The sequence below is a fragment of the Glutamicibacter sp. BSL13 genome (assembly GCF_052928425.1).
Genome location: NZ_JAVGCZ010000003.1, coordinates 18,369 through 39,558, shown reverse-complemented (window position 1 = coordinate 39,558; position 21,190 = coordinate 18,369). Strand labels below are relative to the sequence as shown.

The window sequence follows — 21,190 nt, the reverse complement described above, 5'->3', positions numbered from 1 at the left end:
AGTGTAATGCCAAGCAACTAGCAGAAGAAAGAAAACTATACCTGCGAGGTGTCCAGGACATAACAAGCACCAAAATTGCGGTTCGTTATTCGCGGCTGGAGCCCCAATGAGCAGTGGAGTTGCAACAGACCGTCGTTACTCACCGAAACCGAGACCAGCCGGACTCGATCAAGTTCATGTTCACCTCCACACGTACGCGGCAGCGACCGGTATCAACCGGTGTTGACCATGCCCGCCTGATAGGCAATGATCGCCGCGTGCACCCGGTTCCGGGCCTCCAATTTGGCCAGCACGGTGCTCATGTATCCCTTGACCGTGGCCTCGGTGAGCACCAGCCGCTCGGCAATCTCCGCATTCGAATGACCAGCGCCGGCCAGGGCCAGCACCTCGCGCTCCCGCACCGTGAGCCGGCTGACCGCTTCGATGGCCCGTGCGGCAGCGGCATCATCAATGCTGCGCACCCGGTCCACCACCCGCCGGGCGATGCGCGGGGAGAGCGCCACGGCGCCCTCGGCCACGGCACGGATCGCATTGATCAGTTCGCGTGGGTCCGAACTCTTGAGCAGGAAGCCGCTCGCCCCCGCGGCCATGGCCCGGTCGATGTAAGCCTCCTCGCCGAAGGTCGTGAGCATCAGCACGCGGGCCTGGCCGTTGTCCGCCATGATGCGCTCCAGGGCGGCCAGCCCATCCAGCTGGGGCATGCGGATATCCATCAGGATCACCTGGGGCTGCAGTCGCGAGGCCAGTTCCACGGCGCGCAACCCATGCTCGGCCTGGGCAATGACCCGAAGGCGCGGGTCGCTGGCCAGGATGGTCTCCAGTCCGGTGCGGATCAGGGCATCATCATCCACGAGCAGCACCGTGATGGGAGTGGGAGTGGTCAAGGCGTGCCCTCCGGGGTTTTGGCGGGGTACAGCTGGTCGGCGGAGACCAGCTTGTTGTTGCTGAAGCACAGCCGGAACATTTCGTTTCCGAAATCGAACGGGCCGGTATGGGCGGCATAGTACCGGCATTGTGAATTCTCCGGCCGGGCGGGTTCCGCGGTGATGGGCAGCGCCCGGTCCAGCCCCGGCGCGGTGACGATAGTGGCAACAGCTTCTGCGCTCATCCCGAGTTCGAGCCGTTGAAAGTCGCTCGGGTGCAGCGCGGTCGCCCGGTAGGTGGCATCCAGGACGTACACCAGCCCGCCGCCGAGCACCCCCAACAGCACGACCGGCACCAGCACCGCCGCCCAGATCCGTGCCGAGCGCCGGCGCGGGGCACGGGCCGGCACCGCCGGAAGCCGCTGCAGGCGGGGTATGCGGGCGAGCACCTCGAACCGGCCGTGCCGATGGGTGACCTGCATGGTGCCGCCGCTGCCTTCCACCAATTGGCGCAGGGCCTCCAGCCCGCTGGCCCCGGGCCGGGCGACGGCTTCTGCTGCCGCCCGGTTGCCGGCCCGCACCACTACCGGATCCCCTCCAGTTCCAGTCTTACTGTGAGACGGGAATCCTGCGCGTACTTCGCGGCATTGCTCAATACCTCGCGCACCACCTGATGCACGGTCTGGGACCACCAGGGTTGGGGGAGGGTTTCGGGAAACTGGCCGCGCTGGTCCACTTCCAGCTCCAGGCCCCCGGCCCGCGCCTGCGCCAGCAGGTCGTTCAGCGAGCCACCGCGGGGCTGGAGCGGGGCAGCCTGCCCCTCCTCGCGCAGCACCCCCACAATTTCGTGCAGACTGGCAATCGCCCCATCCGCCCGGGAGCGGATGTTTTCGGCCTGGCTGCTCAACTGGGGGTGATCCTCGGCCTCCAATTGCAGCGCCCCGGCCTGCAGGGCCAACAACGCCAGGTCGTGCCCCAACTCATCATGCATCTGGTTGGCAATGCGAGTCCGTTCGCGCAACTCGGCCTGTACCACCAGGTGCTCGGCTTCGGCGGCGCGAAATGCCGCGGCGTTGTGCCACAGCCGGCCTACCCACCAGCGCAGGATGACAAAGATGACCAGGGTGGCCAGGCTGGTGAAAACCATGGTCTGGACGCTCAGGCCGGTGAACAGCAGCACCGGCAGGGCAAACAGGGCGCCAAGAGCCAACGCGAGCAGGCCAGGGGAAAGCCGTGGCAGGTGCCGCCCGGCCAGATAGGAGCCGACCACGGCGAACGGGGTCAACCAGAAGGCGAGGTTTACCGGGGTGGCCACCGGCAGCAGGAAGGCGCACAAGCCCAACACCACCGTGAGCACTACCGGTTTTCGCCACCTGACCATGACCTCATGCTATCGGTGCCGCCGGGGCGCGCCTACCGACGAAAGTAGGGGTTCCCGGCTTTTCAATTACCGTCCCAGGCCCGGTGTGTGCCAACCGGTGCGGTTCCTAGTCTGGAAGCCGAACAAGGAGGAAACCCATGATCACGTTAAAGGAATTGGGCAAGGACTACGGCGCAACCACCGCCGTGCAGCGCCTGGACCTGGAAATCAGGCCCGGTAGGGTCACCGGCTTTCTGGGGCCCAACGGCGCCGGCAAATCCACCACCATGCGCATGATCCTCGGACTGGACCAGCCCACCCGGGGCCGTGCCCTGGTCAACGGCCAGCCCTACCGGGAGTTGGACAGGCCGCTGCATCATGTGGGAGCGCACATCACCGGCACCGCTGGCCACCCCGGGCAAACGCCGCGACAGTTCCTCACCGCCCTGGCCCGCAGCAATCGCATCCCGCGCCGGCGGGTGCACGAGGTGCTGGAAGAGGTGGGCCTGGCCGCAGTGGCTCGCAAACGCATCCGCGGGTTCTCCCTGGGGATGCGGCAGCGGCTGGGCATCGCCGCAGCGCTGCTGGGCGAACCGCCGGTCCTGATCTTCGACGAACCCATGAATGGCCTGGATGTGGAGGGCATTGAATGGACCCGCGGTCTGATGCGCCGCCGCGCCGCGGAGGGGGCCACGGCCTTTGCCTCCAGCCACCAGATGAGCGAAGTGCAGCAGGTGGCCGATCATCTGGTGATTATCGGCCAAGGACAGCTGCTGGTGGAGGACCCCACCCAGAACCTGCTGGAGACATTCGGCTCCACCCTGATCACCGTGCGCACCACGAACAACCCTGCCATGGAAGCCGCGCTCACCGGCGCAGAGTTCAGCTGCAGCAGCACCACCGACGGTGCCCTGCTGGTCAACGGGGCAGAGCTGCCACGCATCGGGGCACTGGCCTACCAGAACGGCATAGAACTACATGAACTCAGCCAGACCCGCGGCTCCCTGGAAAGCGTCTACACGCAACTGACCCAGGACAGCGTCCAATACACCACCAACAATCCCAAGGCGGCCCGACCATGAAAACACAAACAGAACCCACCCTCCCACGGCACCGGGGTTCCGGCAGACACAACGCAATCGGCAACCAGGGGACGGTTCTGGTCCCGGCGATAGCGGCCGAACGGACCAAGTTCTTCTCGCTGCGATCCCTCACCTGGATGTTGTGGCTGGGCATAATTTGCATGGTCGGCACCGCCTGGCTGCTTGGCGCCAGCGCCAAGGCCAGTGGCGATAACGGCTTTGACACCTATACCCCGGCACCCGAACTGGTGTTCTCCACCCTCCAGCTGGCCCAGCTGTTCTTCGCCACTGCGGCGGCCCTGTGCCTCACCACCGAGTACTCCTCAGGCACCATCACCTCCAGCCTGCAGGCCGCCCCGCGCCGCGGCGTGCTCTACGCTGCCAAGGCGGTGTTCCTGTTCGTCACCGGAACGGTAATGGGAATCGTGGGGGTGGGACTTGGCACCGTTCCGGCGGCCCTCTCCGCTCGAGAGTACGGAGTTTTTGACGCCGTGGACCTGATCCGCGCGCTCGCCGGAGCCGGAGTGTACCTGGGGCTGATGATGCTCATGGTGCTGGGGATTGCGGCGCTGTGCCGCAACTCTGCCGGCACCATTGTGGCGGCTCTGGTCCTGCTGATCGGCATGCCCCAGCTGCTGGGCCTGGTAAATGTGCAGTGGATTTCCACGGCTGTGGACTATCTGCCCACGGCGGCGGCCACAGTCCTGGCAACCGGAGCCACCGAACCCTACGGCAGCGGGATGGCCCTGGGAGTCCTGCTGCTTTGGGCGGCCGGGCTGCTTAGCGCTGGCTGGCTCTCGCTCAACTATCGGGACGTCTGACTTTACTAAAACCGAAAGAGCGTATAAAGAACATGAGTCTCGTGTTGTCAGGCTTTGAAGAGCTCTAAATTGGGCAACCTGAAGCGGTCTTATGTCTTGAGTCGGATCAGGGCTGTGGTATGTCCGCATAGCAAAATGGCTTGGAAAGTGGTAATCGCAGCTATCTGCAGGCCGCTAGTGCCAGCATGTGGAACGTCACCATTCTAAAGGTAGTTGCTAAGTCTTAGAAGGGACAGGGCCACCAAGGGCTGGTGGAGGTGCCACGTCCAAAAATTATCGCAGGATATAGCCAAGTGAACGGAAGGCAGGGTACCCCAAGTATAGAATTGTATTCTATTACCCCAGCGAACCTTGAGCGGCCTGGACGTTGCAGTTACTGAAGCATGCACCACGGAGGATGATGCCAGTAGTCAATTTCACAGATGGTAGGATCGTCAGTGGGAGATTTTCAGGTAGCCTGAAAATATCAGTGTCACAGACTTACGCGCGAGAATACTTGCAACAATTAGTTGGATTGCGCAAGGTTACCGCTAGGTTTAACTTTGCAGAATGTAAAGATGACCTCGATCGTACAGGGTCTTGCCTCGTGAAGATTGTGACCGAGAGGCCCACCGAACAAATAGGAGAATAACCGCGGTGGAGTTGCGTGATTATCTAAGGATTCTTCGCAAGTATTGGATACTGATCGTAGCGACTACGCTGCTAGGAATGGCTGCCGGTGCCGGAGCCTCTCTCGTTATGGCTCCCAAGTTTGAAGCAACAACTCAGCTTTACGTTTCGGTGCGCGGTGAGGGACAAGCCGTTGGAGATCTCGCCCAAGGCTCTACTCTCGCCCGACAAAGTGTGTCGACCTACGCCGCGATTGCTACGACTGAGAGCGTGCTAGGCCCTGTGGTAGATGAACTGCGCCTCGACTTGACTTCCAGCGCTCTTTCGACGCGAGTCCAGGCCACGGCTCCGGCAAACCAGTCGCTCGTGACATTAACCGTCCACGGTGAAGACCCTGCTCAGACCGCCGATATTGCCAATGCTGTTGGCGAAAGCCTGAAATCAGTCGTAGAAAATGATCTCGAAGCTTCCACTGTCGAGGGTGACCCAAGCCTGGTATCGCTTAGTACGGTTCAGCCAGCGGCCGTTCCCGGTGCCCCGGTCAGCCCGCGGGTGCCGCTGAACATCGCATTAGGTACCCTCTTGGGCTTAGCATTTGGGGTCGGCATAGCTGTTCTGCGCTCCGCACTGGATAACCGGATTCACTCGTTGCAAGACATTGCGCAAACCACGGATGTGCCGTTGCTAGGCGGAATTATCTACGATCCGGAGGCTAGCAAGCGTCCTCTGATCGTCCAAGCTGATCCTCGAAGCCCCCGTGCTGAGTCGTTTCGAACCCTTCGTACTAACCTCCAGTTTCTGGCGGTTAGTGACTCTGAAGAAAGGCGAGGCCGCAGCTTCGTAATCTCCTCCGCTGGGCCTGGCGAGGGCAAATCGACCACCGCGTCAAACGTGGCCCTGGCCCTGGCCGAAACTGGCTCTCGTGTCGCGTTAGTCGATGGCGACCTGCGCCTACCGGGCATAGCCAGGTACATGGGAATCGAAGGGGGTGCGGGACTGACTGACATCTTGATTGGTCAAGCGGAGGTTGCTGACGTTGTGCAGCGCTGGGGACGAAATGACCTTTATGTGATTCCCGCTGGAAAGCTACCGCCTAATCCAAGCGAGTTACTAGGTTCGCGTGCCATGGAAGAGCTGCTCACTATGCTAAACGAGCACTTTGACTACGTGATAGTCGATGCGCCGCCGCTGTTGCTGGTCACTGATGCAGCGGTGCTGAGCAAGCTCACGAATGGTGCATTACTGGTGGCTGCCTCCGGCTCGACTCGTAAGCAAGCGCTGGCAGGTGCTGTAGACAGCCTTAAGTCTGCAGGGGGCAAGGTGCTTGGAATTATTGTTACGATGCTGCCTACCAAAGGCCCGGATAGTTATGCGTATGGAGCTTACGGTGCTTATGGAAGCTACGGCGGCGACAAAGAGTCTCCGGAGTCATCTCCAAAGGGAAAAGCAGTTGCTGCGATGCCAGATGGACCGATTGGACGACGAGGTCAGCGGTAACTCATGGAACAGTTGTTTTTTAACGAAGTCTCGCCGCATGGTCCATTCCGGATCCTGACTGTCTGCACAGGGAATGTTTGCCGTTCGCCGCTCGCCGCGTTACTACTGCGCAAAGAGTTGGTGGGGTTGCCAGTGGAACTCTTGAGCGCGGGAACGCATGCCCTGGTGCACGAGCCGATGTCGTTGCAGAACCAATGGATTGCTATTGATTACGGTCTGGGGGACGCTGCGGAGCACCGCGCCAGACAGATCACCAAAGCCGAAATCCGCTCGTCGGATCTGATTCTCGCTTTGAGTCGCGACCATCGGCGTCAAATTGTTGAAATGCTTCCGCGCGCAAGTCGGTATACGTTCACGTTGCGGGAATTCGCGCGCTTGGGTAAGAGCGTTGCCGAAGAAGATCTTAGACGCTTTGCAGGGACATCCGTACCCGAGCGCTTACGCAATGCTGTTGAAGCGACGGCGCAACTTCGCGGTTCGCTGCCATTACTCGATAATCCCGCTGATGACGACGTTATCGACCCATACCGTCGAAGTGAGGATATTTACTGTCAATCTGCCGAACAGCTAGTACCTGCCGTCAGCACGGTCGCTCTTTTCCTAGATCGTGCGGCGGGGTTGAACCCATGGTGAAGCAAGCACCACGGCCAAACCACCGTAAGACCCCTAAAGCAATCTGGGTCTCGGGCCTAACCACTCTAGCGTTTGTAGCGATTATCCTTTCTGCGTTCGCTCTGACTTAGACATGCATCCCACGAATGAAACTGTGCTCCCGCAGACTACGAGATTATATGCGAGCATTCGTTTGGCGAGACTGACACTATCTTGAACGGTTTTGGGTGCTTCGGCGGAGCAATCACTGACTTAGCGTAGAGGTTGCTAAAAGTTCTGATTGAGGATTGGGCTCCGTACCAATCATGTACTTGCTTTCCATTTTAACTGAGTAATTTTCCAAGTCCAGAAACATCCTCTGTACTGAGACTTGACCGGCTTCCGTATAAACTATGGTCAATACCATTGAGCGGCTTCTGTTAGTCGACGTCAGCGTAACAAAAGCCGCACTACGTGATCACGGTTTCCGCTTGGTTGTACATTTGTATTAGAGAACGTGCATGCGTTCGCATGATCGTACATCTTCTCCGGATAAGTGGTCTAGTACCGAAATAAATGCCTAGCCGGGTGCAAAAGTAAAGTTGGGGGACCATGCCGCTAAAGGCAGTTCAGTTACGTCGCGCGCGCTTACGTTCGCTTCTGCAATTAAATATTGATTGCACAATTTGGCTTATCGTAATGATCTCTGCGGTGGTTCTGCGGTTCGAATTCTCTCTGGAGTCGGTAAACTGGCTCTCGACCATCATCCTTGGGGTCGTAGCTGGCCTGCTACATGTCGCTATTGGATATTTCCTCGGACTCTACTCGGGCCGCTTTCAGTACGGATCTTTTGCGGAGGTACGGTCCCTCTCCTTGTCCATTCTGACAGAGTCCATACTACTCACGATTGCAGTCTTGGGCTTCGGTCCATTCTTTGAGGTTCCTCGAAGTTCTGTATTGATCGCTTTCCCGTTCGCATTGGTGTTGATGTTCGGTGTGCGCTACTTGCGGAGATTATCCTTGGACCACGCCCGAAAACCTGACATAGGTGCAACGGCGACGCTGGTCGTAGGTGCGGGCAACGCGGGAGAACTCATCATCAGAAATATGATGACGGACCCGGACTCCCCGCTACGACCAGTGGGATTACTCGACGATGACCCTGCAAAAAAGCATCTGCATTTACATGGCGTCCAAGTACTAGGTGGCACTGATCAGATCGCACGGGTCACCGCCTCAACAGGGGCTGAAATCCTGGTCCTGGCAATCGCCAACGCTGACGCGCCGCTGCTTCGTCGCCTCACTGATGCCGGGATCGATGCCGGGCTTCGCATCATGGTGATTCCGACTGTACAGCAGCTGCTTTCTGGCAAGGCGACGGTCGCGGACCTGCGTTCTGTTAAGATCGAGGATCTACTAGGTCGGCACCCAGTGGACACACGAATAGAAGACATCGCGGGTTATGTAACTGGCAAGCGAGTGCTCGTGACGGGCGCTGGCGGTTCAATCGGTTCCGAGCTGTGCCGTCAGCTGTATCGTTTTGGTCCTAAAGAGCTGATCATGCTTGACCGAGACGAAACCGGTCTTCAACAAGCTCAACTCGGCACTGTAGGTCATGGATTGCTCGACACCCATGACGTGGTGCTCGCAAATATTCGCGATGCTGAGGAATTGGACCAGATCTTTGCTAGTCGACGACCTGAGGTAGTCTTTCATGCTGCCGCGCTTAAACATCTCCCATTACTTGAGCAGTACCCGGACGAAGCATGGAAGACGAATGTTCTCGGTACTCGCAACGTCGTGAACGCCGCGCGATCGGTGGGTGTGTCTACGTTTGTGAACGTTTCGACCGATAAAGCTGCGAACCCAACCAGCGTGTTGGGTCACTCCAAGCGGGTTGCCGAGAAAATCACTTCCTGGGCTGCCGAAGACACCGGCTTACGTTATCTGTCCGTTCGATTCGGGAACGTTATCGGAAGCAGGGGATCAATGCTGCCTACCTTCCAGTCACTCATTGAATCAGGCGGACCGGTTACCGTTACCCATCCTGAAGCTACGCGATATTTCATGACCATTCCGGAAGCGTGTCAGTTGGTCATCCAAGCTGGTGGGATTGGTCGCGCTGGCGAGGTGCTAATTCTCGACATGGGGGAGCCGGTGAAGATTCTTGATGTGGCTAAACGCATGATCGCAATGTCAGGGAAGAAGATCGAGATTGTCTTTACAGGATTGCGCGATGGCGAGAAACTGCATGAAGAACTTGTGGGCTTTAATGAGAGCCTCGAACGTCCTTTCCATCCGCAAGTCTCACATACTCGGGCTGAACCGCTTGCGCCGGAACGACTCGACAAAGCAGGTTGGATGGCCCATATGGCGAATACACGTCGGAATCACGACACCGCGGTAGTTTCGCGGGCGAACACGGAGCATGCAGAAAAGTGAACAACCGTATACTCATGTCATCTCCGGATGTAGGAGAACTCGAAGAGCACGCAGTGCTTGCGGCCATGCGCAGTGGATGGATCGCTCCGCTCGGTCCAGATGTTGATGCATTTGAAACTGAGATAGCCGATCGCGTCGGCGTTTCCCACGGCATCGCGCTGAGTTCTGGTACTGCCGCATTGCATTTGGCATTGCTGACGCTAGGCGCCACACGAGGTGATGTCGTAGTAACCTCGACGATGACTTTCGCCGCTACTACCAACGCGATTATGTACACAGGAGCCGAGCCTCATTTCGTCGATTGCCTACCACATACAGGAAACATGGATCCCGAGTTGCTTCGTCGGGCGTTGGTTCGTTTACAAGAACAGGGTAGGCGCGTAGCAGCTGTCGTGCCCGTTGATCTGTTGGGTAAGGCGGTCGACTACACGCAAATTCTATCTATCGCTCAAGAGTTTAACGTTCCGGTTCTTTCCGATGCCGCTGAATCCCTTGGTGCTAAACATCGTGGGAAGCCCGTCGGCAGTTTTGGGGCTGCGTCCGTTTTTTCCTTTAACGGGAACAAGATCATGACGACCTCCGGCGGCGGCATGTTGATGACTGACGATGAAGAGTTCGCGAACCACGTGCGTTATCTAGCAACTCAAGCTCGCCAACCTGTTATCCACTACGAGCATCTGGATGTCGGGTACAACTACCGCATGAGCAATCTTCTTGCTGCACTAGGACGCGCTCAGCTCGAACGTCTGGATGAGATGATCGCGAAACGTCGGAAACTACGTGACGAGTACAAGAACTTGTTTGCGAGCATGCCAGGTATCAGAGTTTTTGGTTCTGAACACGACGATGAAGATAACGTGTGGTTGACCGCAATCTCGATCAATGAGTCTGTGACTGGTTTTGGTCCCAAAGATCTCGCCTTGGCATTAGCAAGGAATAATATCGAAAGCCGACCTATCTGGAAACCAATGCACTTACAGCCAGTATTCTCGCAATACGAAGGCGAGATTAGTGGAGTTGCGGAGCAACTGTTTAAGACTCATCTGACGTTGCCCAGCGGTTCCGCTCTTTCGCAGCGACAGCGTGAGTTTGTTTACGACAAAATTTCTGAGTTTATCGGGGCGCAGAAATGAGCGCGCAGCGAGGTGCGTTCGACGTAGTCAAGCGTGGGATTGATCTTATCGGTGCAGGCACAGGACTTGTTCTGCTCTCGCCTGTCATCGGCGCGACTGCTCTGCTCGTGCGCGTAAAACTCGGCTCGCCCGTGCTGTTTAAACAGGAGCGGGCTGGATTAGACGGCAACGTTTTCACGCTTTACAAATTCCGGAGCATGCTCGATGTGGACGCGACGAAGGGGCTGGTCACAGATGAAGACCGACTCACGAAGTTCGGTCAGGTTTTACGCTCGACGAGTCTCGATGAGCTGCCGTCGTTATTCAACGTCCTGAGGGGTGACATGAGTCTCGTAGGGCCACGTCCATTGCTTGTAGAGTACTTGAACCGCTACACCCCGGAACAGGCGCGCCGACACGAAGTGCGCCCCGGTATCACAGGGGCAGCCCAGGTCAGCGGTCGCAACAGCTTGACATGGGAGCAAAAGTTCGCGTACGACGTGGAATACGTCGATAACCGTTCCTTCATAGTGGACATGCTCATCCTTCTTAAGACCACCAGGTCGGTTTTCGCTCGTGAGGGCATCAACCAACAAGGGCATGTATCCATGGCTAGATTCGGAGATTCAGATGGTTGAGGACATCGTCGTCATCGGGGCAGGCGGGTTTGGGCGCGAAACTCTTGATGTCATCGAAGCCATCAATACCGCATCAAGCGGAGCGATATGGCGGATTGTCGGTGTCGCAGATGATGCCCCAGCTGAGATCCAACTGGAGCGAATTGCTGCGCGCGGATACGAATACTTGGGCAACATGGAAACTGCATTGCAACGCTTTACATGCGCCACTTTCACTGTTGGAATTGGCGCACCGCGAGCGCGAGTCAAGCTCGCGACAACTTTCGAGGACGCAGGATGGAAACCTGCAACTCTGGTTCATCCAGATGCGGTTGTCGGTACAAACTCTGTCATCGGGGAGGGGTCCATCGTGTGTGGAGGGGTGCAACTGTCAACTGAAACTACACTGTGTCGATACGTTCATCTGAATCCGGGAGCAGTCATTGGGCATGATGCTCTACTCGGTGAATTCGTTTCCGTGAACCCTGGGGCGGTAGTGTCCGGTGAAGTCGAGATCTGCGATCGAACTCTAGTGGGAGCGGGAGCCGTCATTTTGCAAGGACTTTTCGTAGGTAGCGACACGGTTATCGGAGCGAGCGCATGCGTCACACGGGATTTAGAACCGAATGTGACGGTGGTTGGAGTTCCAGCGCGTCAGCATTTAGAAGCGAGCGGCACTTGAGGATTTTAATCGTCTCACAATATTACCCTCCGGAAGCAGTGCCGATTCCAGGTGATCTTGCACAGGGGTTGGTGCGCCGCGGCCACTCGGTTCGTGTGCTTACGGGGTATCCCAATTATCCAAAAGGCGAGATCTTTTCAGGTTATGGTCAAAAATGGCGAGAACAGGAACGACACGGGGAAGTTTTGGTCTCCCGAGTGCCGCTATATATGGATCATTCGCACAGCGCTGTCAAACGGATCATGAACTACTTGTCATTCGGTCTGTCTGCGGCGACAGCAGTTAAAACTGCCCGCACAGCAGATGTTATTTATGTCTATGCGACACAAATGAGCGCTGCATTCGGCCCTTGGCTCTGGCGAATTCTAGGCGGTCGCCCGTACGTTCTTCATGTGCAGGACCTGTGGCCAGATTCTATTGTTGGCTCGTCGATGGTATCGGAGGGCCGGGCGGGACGACTCATTTCCAGGATGCTGGAGCCTTGGCTACGGAGCGTGTACCGCCGCGCTGCCGCTGTCGTTGGTATCGCCCCTACGATGGTGGAGACATTAGTATCCCGAGGGGTGTGCCCAGATCGTGCACATCTCATTTACAACTGGGCTGGTGCGGATGAGACGTTTGATACCGCCCTCTCTCCAGTCAAGGAGCCACGTACCGAGGTAGTCTACGCCGGAAATGTTGGGGACATGCAGGACCTCAAGACGGCGGTGCGCGCAGTCCATGCAGCGGCTGACGCTGGAGTTGGGTTGACTATTATAGGAGACGGAGTTGCTCGCGAGGGGTTACGTCGGTTGGTTTTTGAACTCGGTGCTACAAATATCCGATTCGTAGATCCGGTACCACGCGAAAGGATGGCTGGCATTTACTCGAGGGCGGATTATGCGCTCGTATCCTTAAAGGACATGCCGGCATTCTATGGAACCATACCGTCTAAATTCCAGGCCGCACTCGCAGCTGGGGTGCCAGTTATTACGACAGTACAAGGAGATGTCCGGACGATTGTGGATGAAGCTGACATCGGTTTCACCGCTGACGCTGAAAGCGTCAGTTCACTAGAATCAATACTCCGAGCTGCGGCAAAGCTCAACACTCAGGAGCGTGAGGAAATGTCCCAGCGCGGACGCACCGTCTATGGCTCGAGGTTTTCCCGAGAAGCGGGGATCTCCAGAATTGAAGAAGTACTTGCCGATTCAGCGAAGGGAAAGTGAAGCGCACGATGAGCGAGTCATACGAAGGGGCGCGAATCCTCGTAACCGGAGGGACAGGCTCATTCGGGCACACTGTAGCGAAAAAGTTGCTAAGCAGAGATGTCTCCGAGATTCGTATCTTTAGCCGAGATGAAGCGAAACAGGATCAAATGCGTCACGAGATTAACGATGGTCGTGTGAGGTTCTATGTGGGCGACGTTCGCGATTTCTATAGTATCGATCGTGCCGCGAAAGATGTGGATTACATGTTTCATGCGGCAGCATTGAAGCAAGTTCCTTCGTGCGAGTTTTTTCCCATGGAGGCAATGCGCACGAATGTCGTTGGTAGCGACAATGTAGTTCGAGCTGCGGATCACAACGGAGTGAAGAGTGTCGTTTGCTTGAGCACCGACAAAGCGGTGTACCCAGTGAATGCCATGGGAATGTCGAAAGCGCTTATGGAAAAAGTCGCACAGTCATATGGGTTAAACAATCCGAACACTGATACAACTGTCTCGTGCGTTCGCTATGGAAACGTGATGTATTCCAGGGGATCAGTTATCCCCCTGTTCATTCGACAGATCAAAAGCGGAAAGAACATCACAGTAACCAATCCCGAAATGACGCGCTTCATGATGTCCTTGGCTCACTCCGTCGACCTTGTTGAGTTTGCATTCCGAAATGCTCAACAGGGAGATCTTTTCGTCCGTAAAGCCAAGGCGTGCTCGATTGGGTCGCTAGCGCAGGCGTTGCTGAACCTTTTCCGGTCTAAGTCCAAGATTGAAGTGATCGGAACACGACATGCGGAGAAACTATCAGAAGCACTGGCAACACGGGAAGAGCTTTCTCGTGCCAGGGACATGGGGGACTACTTCCGCGTCATGGCCGATAATCGAGATCTTAACTACAGCGTCTATTTTGAAGAAGGTGACATAACCCGCAACCGCTTTGAGGACTACGACTCGCACACGGTCGAACAAATGGGCGTCGCAGAGGTAGAGGAACTGTTGCTTACCCTTCCAGAAGTGCGAGATGAACTGCGTCTTGCAGGCCTGTCCGTTAAAGCGATCGACCAGCTATGAGTCGGTATGCAGTTACTGGCGCCGGGGGCTTTCTCGGATGGCATCTCCGTGCGGCGCTTCAGGAAAGCTGTACGCCTGTCGTGCCAGTGCCCGTCGGTAAGGGGTTCGATTTGGCGCAGGCAAGCAATGCTATTGATGGCAGTAGTCGTGCAATTCATATCGCCGGCATCAATCGAGCTTCAGACGAGGTAGTGACTGGAGGGAACATTGCTTTTGCGGAGCAGTTCGCGTCTGCCCTTCGCACAGCTGCCAGTCCGCCCCCCGTTGTAGTGTATGCGAACTCGACACAGGCAACGAACGGAACGGCGTACGGTGAAGCAAAAGCTCGTGCGGCAGATGTAATTGCCGCCGCAGCCTCGAGTATCGGCGCAGAATTCTTAGATCTGCGATTGCCGAACATCTTCGGTGAGCACGGACGTCCATTTTATAATTCAGTTACTGCGACATTTAGCCACTTGATTGCAACAGGGGAGAAGCCGGTTGTCGAAAACGACAGGATGCTCACGCTCTTGCACGCCCAGAACGCGGCTGATCTATTAATCGGCAAGGCTGAGATTGTATCGCAACCCGCGCTCGAGCAGCACGAAACTGTATCAGGACTTTTGCATCGTTTGCAGGAAGTCGCGAAAGTTTACACCCACGGAGAGATCCCGGACGTCGCCGATAACTTTAGTCGGGATCTGTTCAATACTTATCGCTCATTCACCTTCCCGAACCAGGCGCTAATTAAATTGACTCGTCATTCCGACTCGCGTGGTTCGTTTTTCGAAGCTATTCGCTCGCATGGTGGGCAGGCTCAGTCTTCGTTCTCAACTACAATGCCTGGGGTCACGCGAGGGGATCACTTCCACCGACGTAAAATTGAACGTTTTACTGTCTTGCACGGACAAGCCAGGATTTCCCTTCGACGTCTCTTCACTGACGAAGTAATCTCATTCGAGGTATCCGGCGATTCGCCTCAAGCTATAGATATGCCGACGATGTGGGCTCATAATATATCGAACACAGGAGATGATCTGCTGTATACGTCTTTTTGGACGAATGACCTATTTGACCCTAATAACCCCGATACAATCATTGAGGTAGTTTAGAATGACTAACAAGTTAAAGGTCATGACTGTTGTAGGAACCAGACCTGAAATAATTCGGCTTTCCGCGACTATCAAGCTGCTCGACGAGCATACTGAACAGGTCCTTGTTCACACGGGACAAAACTACGACTACGAACTCAACGAAGTATTCTTCACAGATCTTGGTTTACGCAAGCCTGATCATTTTTTAAATGCAGATACCTCATCACTTGGGGCTGCTTTGGGATCGATTCTAACGAAGACCGAAGCTGTTCTATTAAAGGAAAAGCCAGATGCGTTTCTTGTGCTCGGAGATACCAACAGTTGTATTTCGGCCGTGATTGCAAAACGGATGAAGGTTCCTGTGTTCCATATGGAGGCGGGTAACCGTTCATTTGACGAGAATGTGCCTGAGGAAACGAATCGTAGACTGGTAGATCACGTTGCTGACTATAATCTCGTCTATACCGAGCACGGGCGTCGGAACTTAATATCTGAGGGAATCCATCCCGCGCGCATTTTACTTACTGGGTCACCGATGCGCGAAGTACTGAGTCAGAACCTCCGCAAGATTCAAGCGAGCGATGTCCTTGAGCGCCAAGGGCTAAAACCTAAGGGATACTTCTTGGTGAGCTTGCACAGAGAAGAAAATGTAGACGATCCAAAACGGTTGGCTACAGCTGTGGCATCACTTCAAGCGATTTTTGCCGCGTATAGTATGCCCATACTTGTATCTACTCATCCTCGTACTCGAAAGAGACTGGAATTCTTGGATGAAGACCAAAAAAGGAATATTTCTTTTCATCCACCTTTTGGGTTTCTTGACTATATTAAATTACAACAAGAGGCTAAGGCAGTACTCTCGGACAGCGGTACTATCAGTGAGGAAGCAAGCATGCTGGGATTCCCCGCGATCACAATGCGTGATTTCATCGAGCGGCCTGAGGCCCAAGATGTCGGCGCGATAATCACTGCAGGCTTACGTCCCGAGGACGTCGTCGATTCCGTTCGGATTGCAATTGATTTCCATTCACGACGAGAGCACCAACCCCTGCCCTCAGAGTACGGAGTCACCGATACCTCTGCGCGAGTGTTAGCTTTCATCCGCTCGGCGGCACACTCTCATTACGCACGATTCGGAATAAGAGCGGCTGAAGAGCGGGATGAAGAACTTGTTACTCATAACCCCTCGAGAGACGGTTCCGTGTAGTGACTAGGATTGTAGTAATAGGTTCGTTGGCTCCGGATACCTTCGCAGATAATATTGTTGATGCCGGACGACGTACAGGGTACGATATAGCCGGTGTGGGCCCTGCACAGCCTGAAGCTGGCCCAAAGGAAGTGAGAGGGCTCCTAGGGTTCTCCGCTGAGAAACTCCCAAAGCTGCGAACGCAGCTTCAGCGTCGTCTTGTTGAAAATGTGGTGAGCTATCAGCCGGACGTTGTCATTGCCGTGGACCGACGCCTAAGTGAAGAATCGGTCAAGCGAATAAAGGCAAACGGTGCAAGAGTTGTTCTTTGGTACCCGGATGCTGTGCACAACCTCGGTCGCCATGATATATTCATGGCGGGGTTCGATAAAATATTCTTTAAGAATCCTTTGCTCGTTGAGCAACTTACAGATGTATACGGAATTCGAGCTGCCTATTTGCCTGAGGGAGCAAACCCAAATTGGCATCAGCCGATCGGTGAGTATGGGACAGATATACGGATCACTGTCGCGGGTAATTTGTACCCTACGCGCGCCCTTTTACTAGACCGACTTCTGGCCGAAGGCGTTCCATTGAGAATTTTCGGGGCCCCTTTGCCGTCGTGGATCGACTTACCACGAATTCGTGCTGCACATATGAACTACTCGATAACAAGAGAGGAAAAATCACAAATTTTCCGAAGTTCGGTCGCTGTCCTCAATAATCTACATCCTGCAGAGTTTGCTGGATCTAATTGCAGGCTATTTGAGGCCGCAGCATCTGGAGCGGTCGTGCTTACGGAGCCTCGTCCAGGAATGGATAAACTATTTGAATACGACAACGAAATCGTTCCATTCCAGAGTTTTGAGGGCCTACTAGATGCTTATAGAAGACTTGTAGAAGAGCCCGATTATGCACGCAATATTGCAAATCGTGCAGCACGACGTGTTGCGAAAGATCATACTTGGGATCATAGGCTCAAACAGTTGCTCGACTCTATCTGATGTGTTATCAGTTTTCCGACATGAGGCAGGATTATGAAGACTCATAATGCAGTCATCCTGTCGACTTCCATCAATGTGGGTATGGCCATGTTAGGAGCGGTCACTGGAGTAATCACAGCACGCGCGTTAGGCCCCGAGCAACGGGGTTATCTAGCGGCAATAGTAGCCTGGTTCACGATCTCTCTCGTTGTTTCAGAGCTAGGACAGAGCGCAGCAGTCACCTTTTTTACTGCGAAAAATCCAGAGCGCAGTCGAGTATATATATCTATTGCTCGCAAGGCCATGCTGATGGGGAGTGCCATAATTCTTTCTGTCGGCATATTGTGCGCTGATCTGCTGTCCAATGGCGATGCTCAAGTATCGATGGCATACCGGGTGATATTGATAGGTACCCTTGTAAACGCAATCGCTGCACCTTACGTGTATGCTTTACAGTCTTTATCAAATGCTTTTTGGAATATTGTTAGGTTTTCCCAGCCAGCTTTATATCTAATATGTCTACTATTTTTGCACCTGAGCGGACAGCTTTCACTCACGACAACAGTCTTGTGCATGATTGCGAGCTTTATAGGCCAGCTCATAATTGCCTGGGTATTATTTCGGCCCTTCAGACAGAACAAGTTAAGGTCTTCGGGTAAGGAGAAGGAAGAACTAGCGAAATACGGACTGGCTCAGGCTTCATATGCAATTCCGGCCTCGCTCACGGAGCAATATGACCGCGTTGTTCTATCGTGGACTGTGAGTGCGTATGAGTTAGGACAATACGCCGTAGCCCTGACAGTTTCTCAGGCCAGTCGTGCGTTTGGAACTGCTATTGCTAGTGTGGTTTTTCCTCTGAGTGCAAAGCTCGGAAAAGCTGAATCTTCACGCGTCTTATTAGAGCGTCGAAGTCTATTGGCTACGGCTTTAGCATCATCTGTTGCGCTACTGTTGATCGGATGGATTGCCCAACCGCTGGTACCAATCGTGTTCGGCGATGATTTCAGAGAAGCTTTACCTCTTATCTGGCTATTGATACCGGTCGTTTGGCTCCGTGGGATCAATGCTCTTATTGCGGTTTTTTTGCGTGGCCGTCACTACCCTTTTTATGCCACGGTCGGTCAATTGCTCGCTCTCGTCTGCGGTGCTACTATGCTAATCTTTTTAGTCCCTGGTTTCGGTCTCATGTCAGCGCCTATCGGATTCTTTATCGGGGAAACTATCGCTCTATTATCTAATATAATATATCTAAAAAGTGCCAGAAAGAATGCGAAGCTATCGTAACGCATATACGTGATACCGATAATGAATAGATGGTGCTTGTTATAAATTATATACAGTAACTTATTCGTTAAGTTCGCTTTACGGATATATAGTCGGACATTGATTGGAAAGCAATGATTACTAACTCCTTGTATTCGCGGGTTCAGTACGGACCTGCAGTGGGAGATCGGCTAACGCGAGCAAAGATGAGAACTGTTAGTATTCTCGTCTTCTTCGTGTTAGCAGCGTTACTTGGAATTGTCGCTTCGGCTCGTACCAACCTCGACGAACAAATATATATAGGATCTTTGGCATTGGTGGCCGTACTGATTGCTTGTCTTCTCAGTGTGGCAAACGGAGCGCCAATACAAACATTGTTTAACATGCGGTTGGGCGCGTGGTTTTTCGGATACGCCGTAATAGCATATGGTCTATCTACGATTACAATTCTCGATTCTGAGTGGGTTAGTCCTCAGATTTCACTTTCGTGGATTCCGAAGACCCTTCTGTTATTAGCGGTTGCTTTCCTGGTAGCTACTATCGGTTATCATACGCGTTTGCTGTCGGAATTCCTTGGTCTTCCGATTCGAGGCGTTGGATTGTTCCTTGTAAGAAAGCGATCTTTCAGACCACGTACATTAATTGCTCTTTATGCAGTTTTCGCACTTGGTGTCTTCGCAGACGTCATTAAGGTTGTACTTACCGGACAGTACGGATATTTAGGTAGTACAGGTGCTGTGACGTCCCAAACAGCAGCATGGTATGTGCAGCCTTTGATTATACTTTCTGCAGCGAAATACGCTGCAATTTCGGCGCTTACAATTTCTACCGTTGGTAAACGAATAAAAGAAGCATCGTTGTTGCTTATACCGGTATTAGCAATTGCCACGCTTCTTGGTATCTTGACAGGAATGAAGGAGTCATTTTTAGATGTGGTATTGGCTGTTCTCCTTCCATGGATTTTTTTAAAGAAGCGAATCCCCGTCTTCGGAACGATCGTTGCGGGGCTTGTTTTCGTCTTGGTTGTCACTCCCTTCATCACTCAGCTTCGTGGAGAAGTACGTGGGAATAGCGTCCTGAACGTTCAGGAAGGAGGTACTTATGCGATATCTCAACTTTTCTCACTGGACAGTTATCTAGCAGAGACAGATTCCGCCGAGTCAGCTGCGCAAGTAGCAAGCAGAATTAGGTTGATTGACAATTTAGCGCTAATTCAGGCCAATACTCCGAGTTCTATTCCCTATCGAGACCCGAAAGAACTTGTATCTGCACCTTTGACAGGGGTCGTGCCACGTGCAATTTGGAGTGACAAACCTGTCCGTCTTGCAGGTTACGATTTCTATAAGACTTTCTATCGGGGTCAAGGGGAATCATCGAGTGCCATTACGCCACAGGGGTCGCTATTCATGTTTGGTGGTATTCCAGTTTTACTACTAGGGATGTTCTTGATCGGGGCTGTGTTACGTGCAGTAGATGATTCTCTTAATGCCCTTAGCAACCCACAGTCTACTATTCTGCTCGTACTTTTTGCTTCGGTTGTTGTGAAACAAGAACTCGATGTTCCTGGGTTCCTTGCTAGTATTCCCATCATGGTATTGACATGGATCATGGCGGTGTTCCTTGTATTTAGGAGTCGGGGTATTCACGAAGCCTAAGACACTAACAGTCCCTCAGGGAATGAAAAGACACCTGCTGATCATTAGAATTAAAGAGAGGTAAACTTGATAAGTTTTCGAAACAGTCTTAATGAGTTCCGGTTCACTCCTTTAAAAGTTAGCCGAAGGATTTTTCGGTTCCTAAAGGCGCTTTTACTTTTCTTTCTGTTAGAAGTTCTCAGCCGATTTTCCAGACGTCCATTCACTAGTCCGGATAACGATATAGTTATTAATCTAACTTCTTACGGGACGAGACTAAAAGTAGCACACCTCGCTATAGAATCGATTGCAATAGGTAAACTACGTCCCGGAAGAATCATTCTTTGGCTCGATTCGCCAGATTTTGAAAACATTGAGAATCGAAAGAACATTCGACGGGCGATTGCCCGCGGGCTTGAAGTGCGGTTGGGAGATGATAGATACCGTGCACACAACAAATATTTCAATTTCGTAATCTCACAGGAGCCTGGCTACTTAGTGACGGCGGATGACGACGTTTTTTACCCTCGCTATTGGTTGGACGATCTGTGGGCTACGTTCAATCGAGGAAGACGTGAAGATATAGCAGCGCATTGGGTCCGGAAACCTATTTTCGAGAATGGCCAGCTTGCTCCTTATTCGATGTGGCAAGCGGTCAACGATGATTTTTCTAGGATTGGACGGTTCAGTTTAGGTGTTTCCGGGGTTATGTTTCCGCCTAGCTTGCAGAAAATATTACTTAGCGAGGGCGAGAGGTTCTTACAATTGTCCCCACTTGCGGATGACGTCTGGATAAATAGGTGCGCTTTGGAAGGTGGCATTTCAGTTCGCCAGTGCAGAAAAGTTCCCCTCTCGGCGATCGTCGTGCCCTTCACGCAACGAGCAAATCTCGCCTCCGAAAATGTCCTAGAAGGTGGTAATGACCGCCAAATTGGGCAGAGCTACACCGAGAAGCATCGCGCGTTGCTCAAACGGAGCTGTAGCGGTTGTTGACAGGAATGCACTATTAGGTTGATAATCTGAACGGCGCAGGCATCTGTGAAAAGGTGTCCGACGGCAACAATTCATCTTTGGTAAGTTTTCGAATTGCTCAAAGAACTTATGGC

Annotated in this window: 18 protein-coding genes; 15 read left to right on the top strand and 3 right to left on the bottom strand. The window is 53.9% G+C overall.

All coding sequences use genetic code 11. The annotated features are described in order from the left end of the window. Nucleotides 1–212: 212 nt before the first annotated feature. The 3 genes from RCJ92_RS00935 to RCJ92_RS00925 are packed head-to-tail and all read right to left on the bottom strand — an operon-like array spanning nt 213 to nt 2,244. Nucleotides 213–884: a response regulator gene (locus tag RCJ92_RS00935; protein ID WP_446753495.1), complete on the bottom strand. Its 672-nt coding sequence runs from the start codon at nt 882–884 to the stop codon at nt 213–215. Further along, nucleotides 881–1,447 carry a hypothetical protein gene (locus RCJ92_RS00930; RefSeq protein WP_446753494.1) on the bottom strand — a complete coding sequence of 189 codons (567 nt, stop codon included), beginning with the start codon at nt 1,445–1,447 and terminating at the stop codon, nt 881–883. Before RCJ92_RS00930 ends, RCJ92_RS00935 begins: the two co-directional genes overlap by 4 nt. After that, nucleotides 1,447–2,244, bottom strand: coding sequence for a sensor histidine kinase (locus RCJ92_RS00925; RefSeq protein WP_446753493.1), 798 nt, complete (start codon nt 2,242–2,244; stop codon nt 1,447–1,449). Before RCJ92_RS00925 ends, RCJ92_RS00930 begins: the two co-directional genes overlap by 1 nt. 137 nt (nt 2,245–2,381) lie before the next feature. Between RCJ92_RS00925 and RCJ92_RS00920 the strand changes: the two genes are divergently transcribed. From RCJ92_RS00920 to RCJ92_RS00850, 15 genes are all read left to right on the top strand, one after another. Beyond that, entirely contained in the window at nt 2,382–3,305 is a 924-nt protein-coding gene (locus RCJ92_RS00920; protein WP_446753492.1) for an ABC transporter ATP-binding protein, read from the top strand. Further along, the gene (locus tag RCJ92_RS00915; RefSeq protein WP_446753491.1) at nt 3,302–4,126 is read left to right on the top strand and encodes an ABC transporter permease; all 825 of its coding nucleotides are present in this window, start codon (nt 3,302–3,304) and stop codon (nt 4,124–4,126) included. The genes RCJ92_RS00920 and RCJ92_RS00915 overlap by 4 nt, the downstream gene beginning before the upstream one ends. A 636-nt stretch (nt 4,127–4,762) precedes the next feature. Further along, nucleotides 4,763–6,232, top strand: a complete 1,470-nt coding sequence (locus RCJ92_RS00910) for a polysaccharide biosynthesis tyrosine autokinase (protein WP_446753490.1) — start codon at nt 4,763–4,765, stop codon at nt 6,230–6,232. A 3-nt stretch (nt 6,233–6,235) separates the two neighbouring features. After that, the gene (locus RCJ92_RS00905; protein WP_446753489.1) at nt 6,236–6,865 is read left to right on the top strand and encodes an arsenate reductase/protein-tyrosine-phosphatase family protein; all 630 of its coding nucleotides are present in this window, start codon (nt 6,236–6,238) and stop codon (nt 6,863–6,865) included. A 657-nt stretch (nt 6,866–7,522) separates the two neighbouring features. Next, the gene (locus RCJ92_RS00900; RefSeq protein WP_446753488.1) at nt 7,523–9,265 is read left to right on the top strand and encodes a polysaccharide biosynthesis protein; all 1,743 of its coding nucleotides are present in this window, start codon (nt 7,523–7,525) and stop codon (nt 9,263–9,265) included. Between the two features lie 14 nt (nt 9,266–9,279). Next, nucleotides 9,280–10,398 (top strand): DegT/DnrJ/EryC1/StrS family aminotransferase, encoded by a 1,119-nt coding sequence (locus RCJ92_RS00895; protein WP_446753487.1) that lies wholly within the window; start codon nt 9,280–9,282, stop codon nt 10,396–10,398. Continuing rightward, the gene (locus RCJ92_RS00890; protein WP_446753486.1) at nt 10,395–11,015 is read left to right on the top strand and encodes a sugar transferase; all 621 of its coding nucleotides are present in this window, start codon (nt 10,395–10,397) and stop codon (nt 11,013–11,015) included. Before RCJ92_RS00895 ends, RCJ92_RS00890 begins: the two co-directional genes overlap by 4 nt. Further along, the gene (locus RCJ92_RS00885; RefSeq protein ID WP_446753485.1) at nt 11,008–11,676 is read left to right on the top strand and encodes an acetyltransferase; all 669 of its coding nucleotides are present in this window, start codon (nt 11,008–11,010) and stop codon (nt 11,674–11,676) included. The genes RCJ92_RS00890 and RCJ92_RS00885 overlap by 8 nt, the downstream gene beginning before the upstream one ends. Then, nucleotides 11,595–12,884 (top strand): glycosyltransferase family 4 protein, encoded by a 1,290-nt coding sequence (locus tag RCJ92_RS00880; protein ID WP_446753484.1) that lies wholly within the window; start codon nt 11,595–11,597, stop codon nt 12,882–12,884. Before RCJ92_RS00885 ends, RCJ92_RS00880 begins: the two co-directional genes overlap by 82 nt. A gap of 8 nt (nt 12,885–12,892) precedes the next feature. Beyond that, the gene (locus tag RCJ92_RS00875; protein ID WP_446753483.1) at nt 12,893–13,945 is read left to right on the top strand and encodes a polysaccharide biosynthesis protein; all 1,053 of its coding nucleotides are present in this window, start codon (nt 12,893–12,895) and stop codon (nt 13,943–13,945) included. Between the two features lie 110 nt (nt 13,946–14,055). Continuing rightward, nucleotides 14,056–15,036, top strand: a complete 981-nt coding sequence (locus tag RCJ92_RS00870) for a polysaccharide biosynthesis C-terminal domain-containing protein (protein ID WP_446753482.1) — start codon at nt 14,056–14,058, stop codon at nt 15,034–15,036. A 1-nt stretch (nt 15,037) separates the two neighbouring features. Then, entirely contained in the window at nt 15,038–16,225 is a 1,188-nt protein-coding gene (wecB, locus tag RCJ92_RS00865) for a non-hydrolyzing UDP-N-acetylglucosamine 2-epimerase (protein ID WP_446753481.1), read from the top strand. 26 nt (nt 16,226–16,251) lie between these two features. Then, the gene (locus RCJ92_RS00860; protein WP_446753480.1) at nt 16,252–17,208 is read left to right on the top strand and encodes a CgeB family protein; all 957 of its coding nucleotides are present in this window, start codon (nt 16,252–16,254) and stop codon (nt 17,206–17,208) included. A gap of 33 nt (nt 17,209–17,241) precedes the next feature. Further along, nucleotides 17,242–18,471, top strand: coding sequence for a lipopolysaccharide biosynthesis protein (locus RCJ92_RS00855; RefSeq protein ID WP_446753479.1), 1,230 nt, complete (start codon nt 17,242–17,244; stop codon nt 18,469–18,471). A 185-nt stretch (nt 18,472–18,656) separates the two neighbouring features. After that, nucleotides 18,657–20,105, top strand: a complete 1,449-nt coding sequence (locus RCJ92_RS00850; protein ID WP_446753478.1) for a hypothetical protein — start codon at nt 18,657–18,659, stop codon at nt 20,103–20,105. Nucleotides 20,106–21,190 lie beyond the last annotated feature (1,085 nt).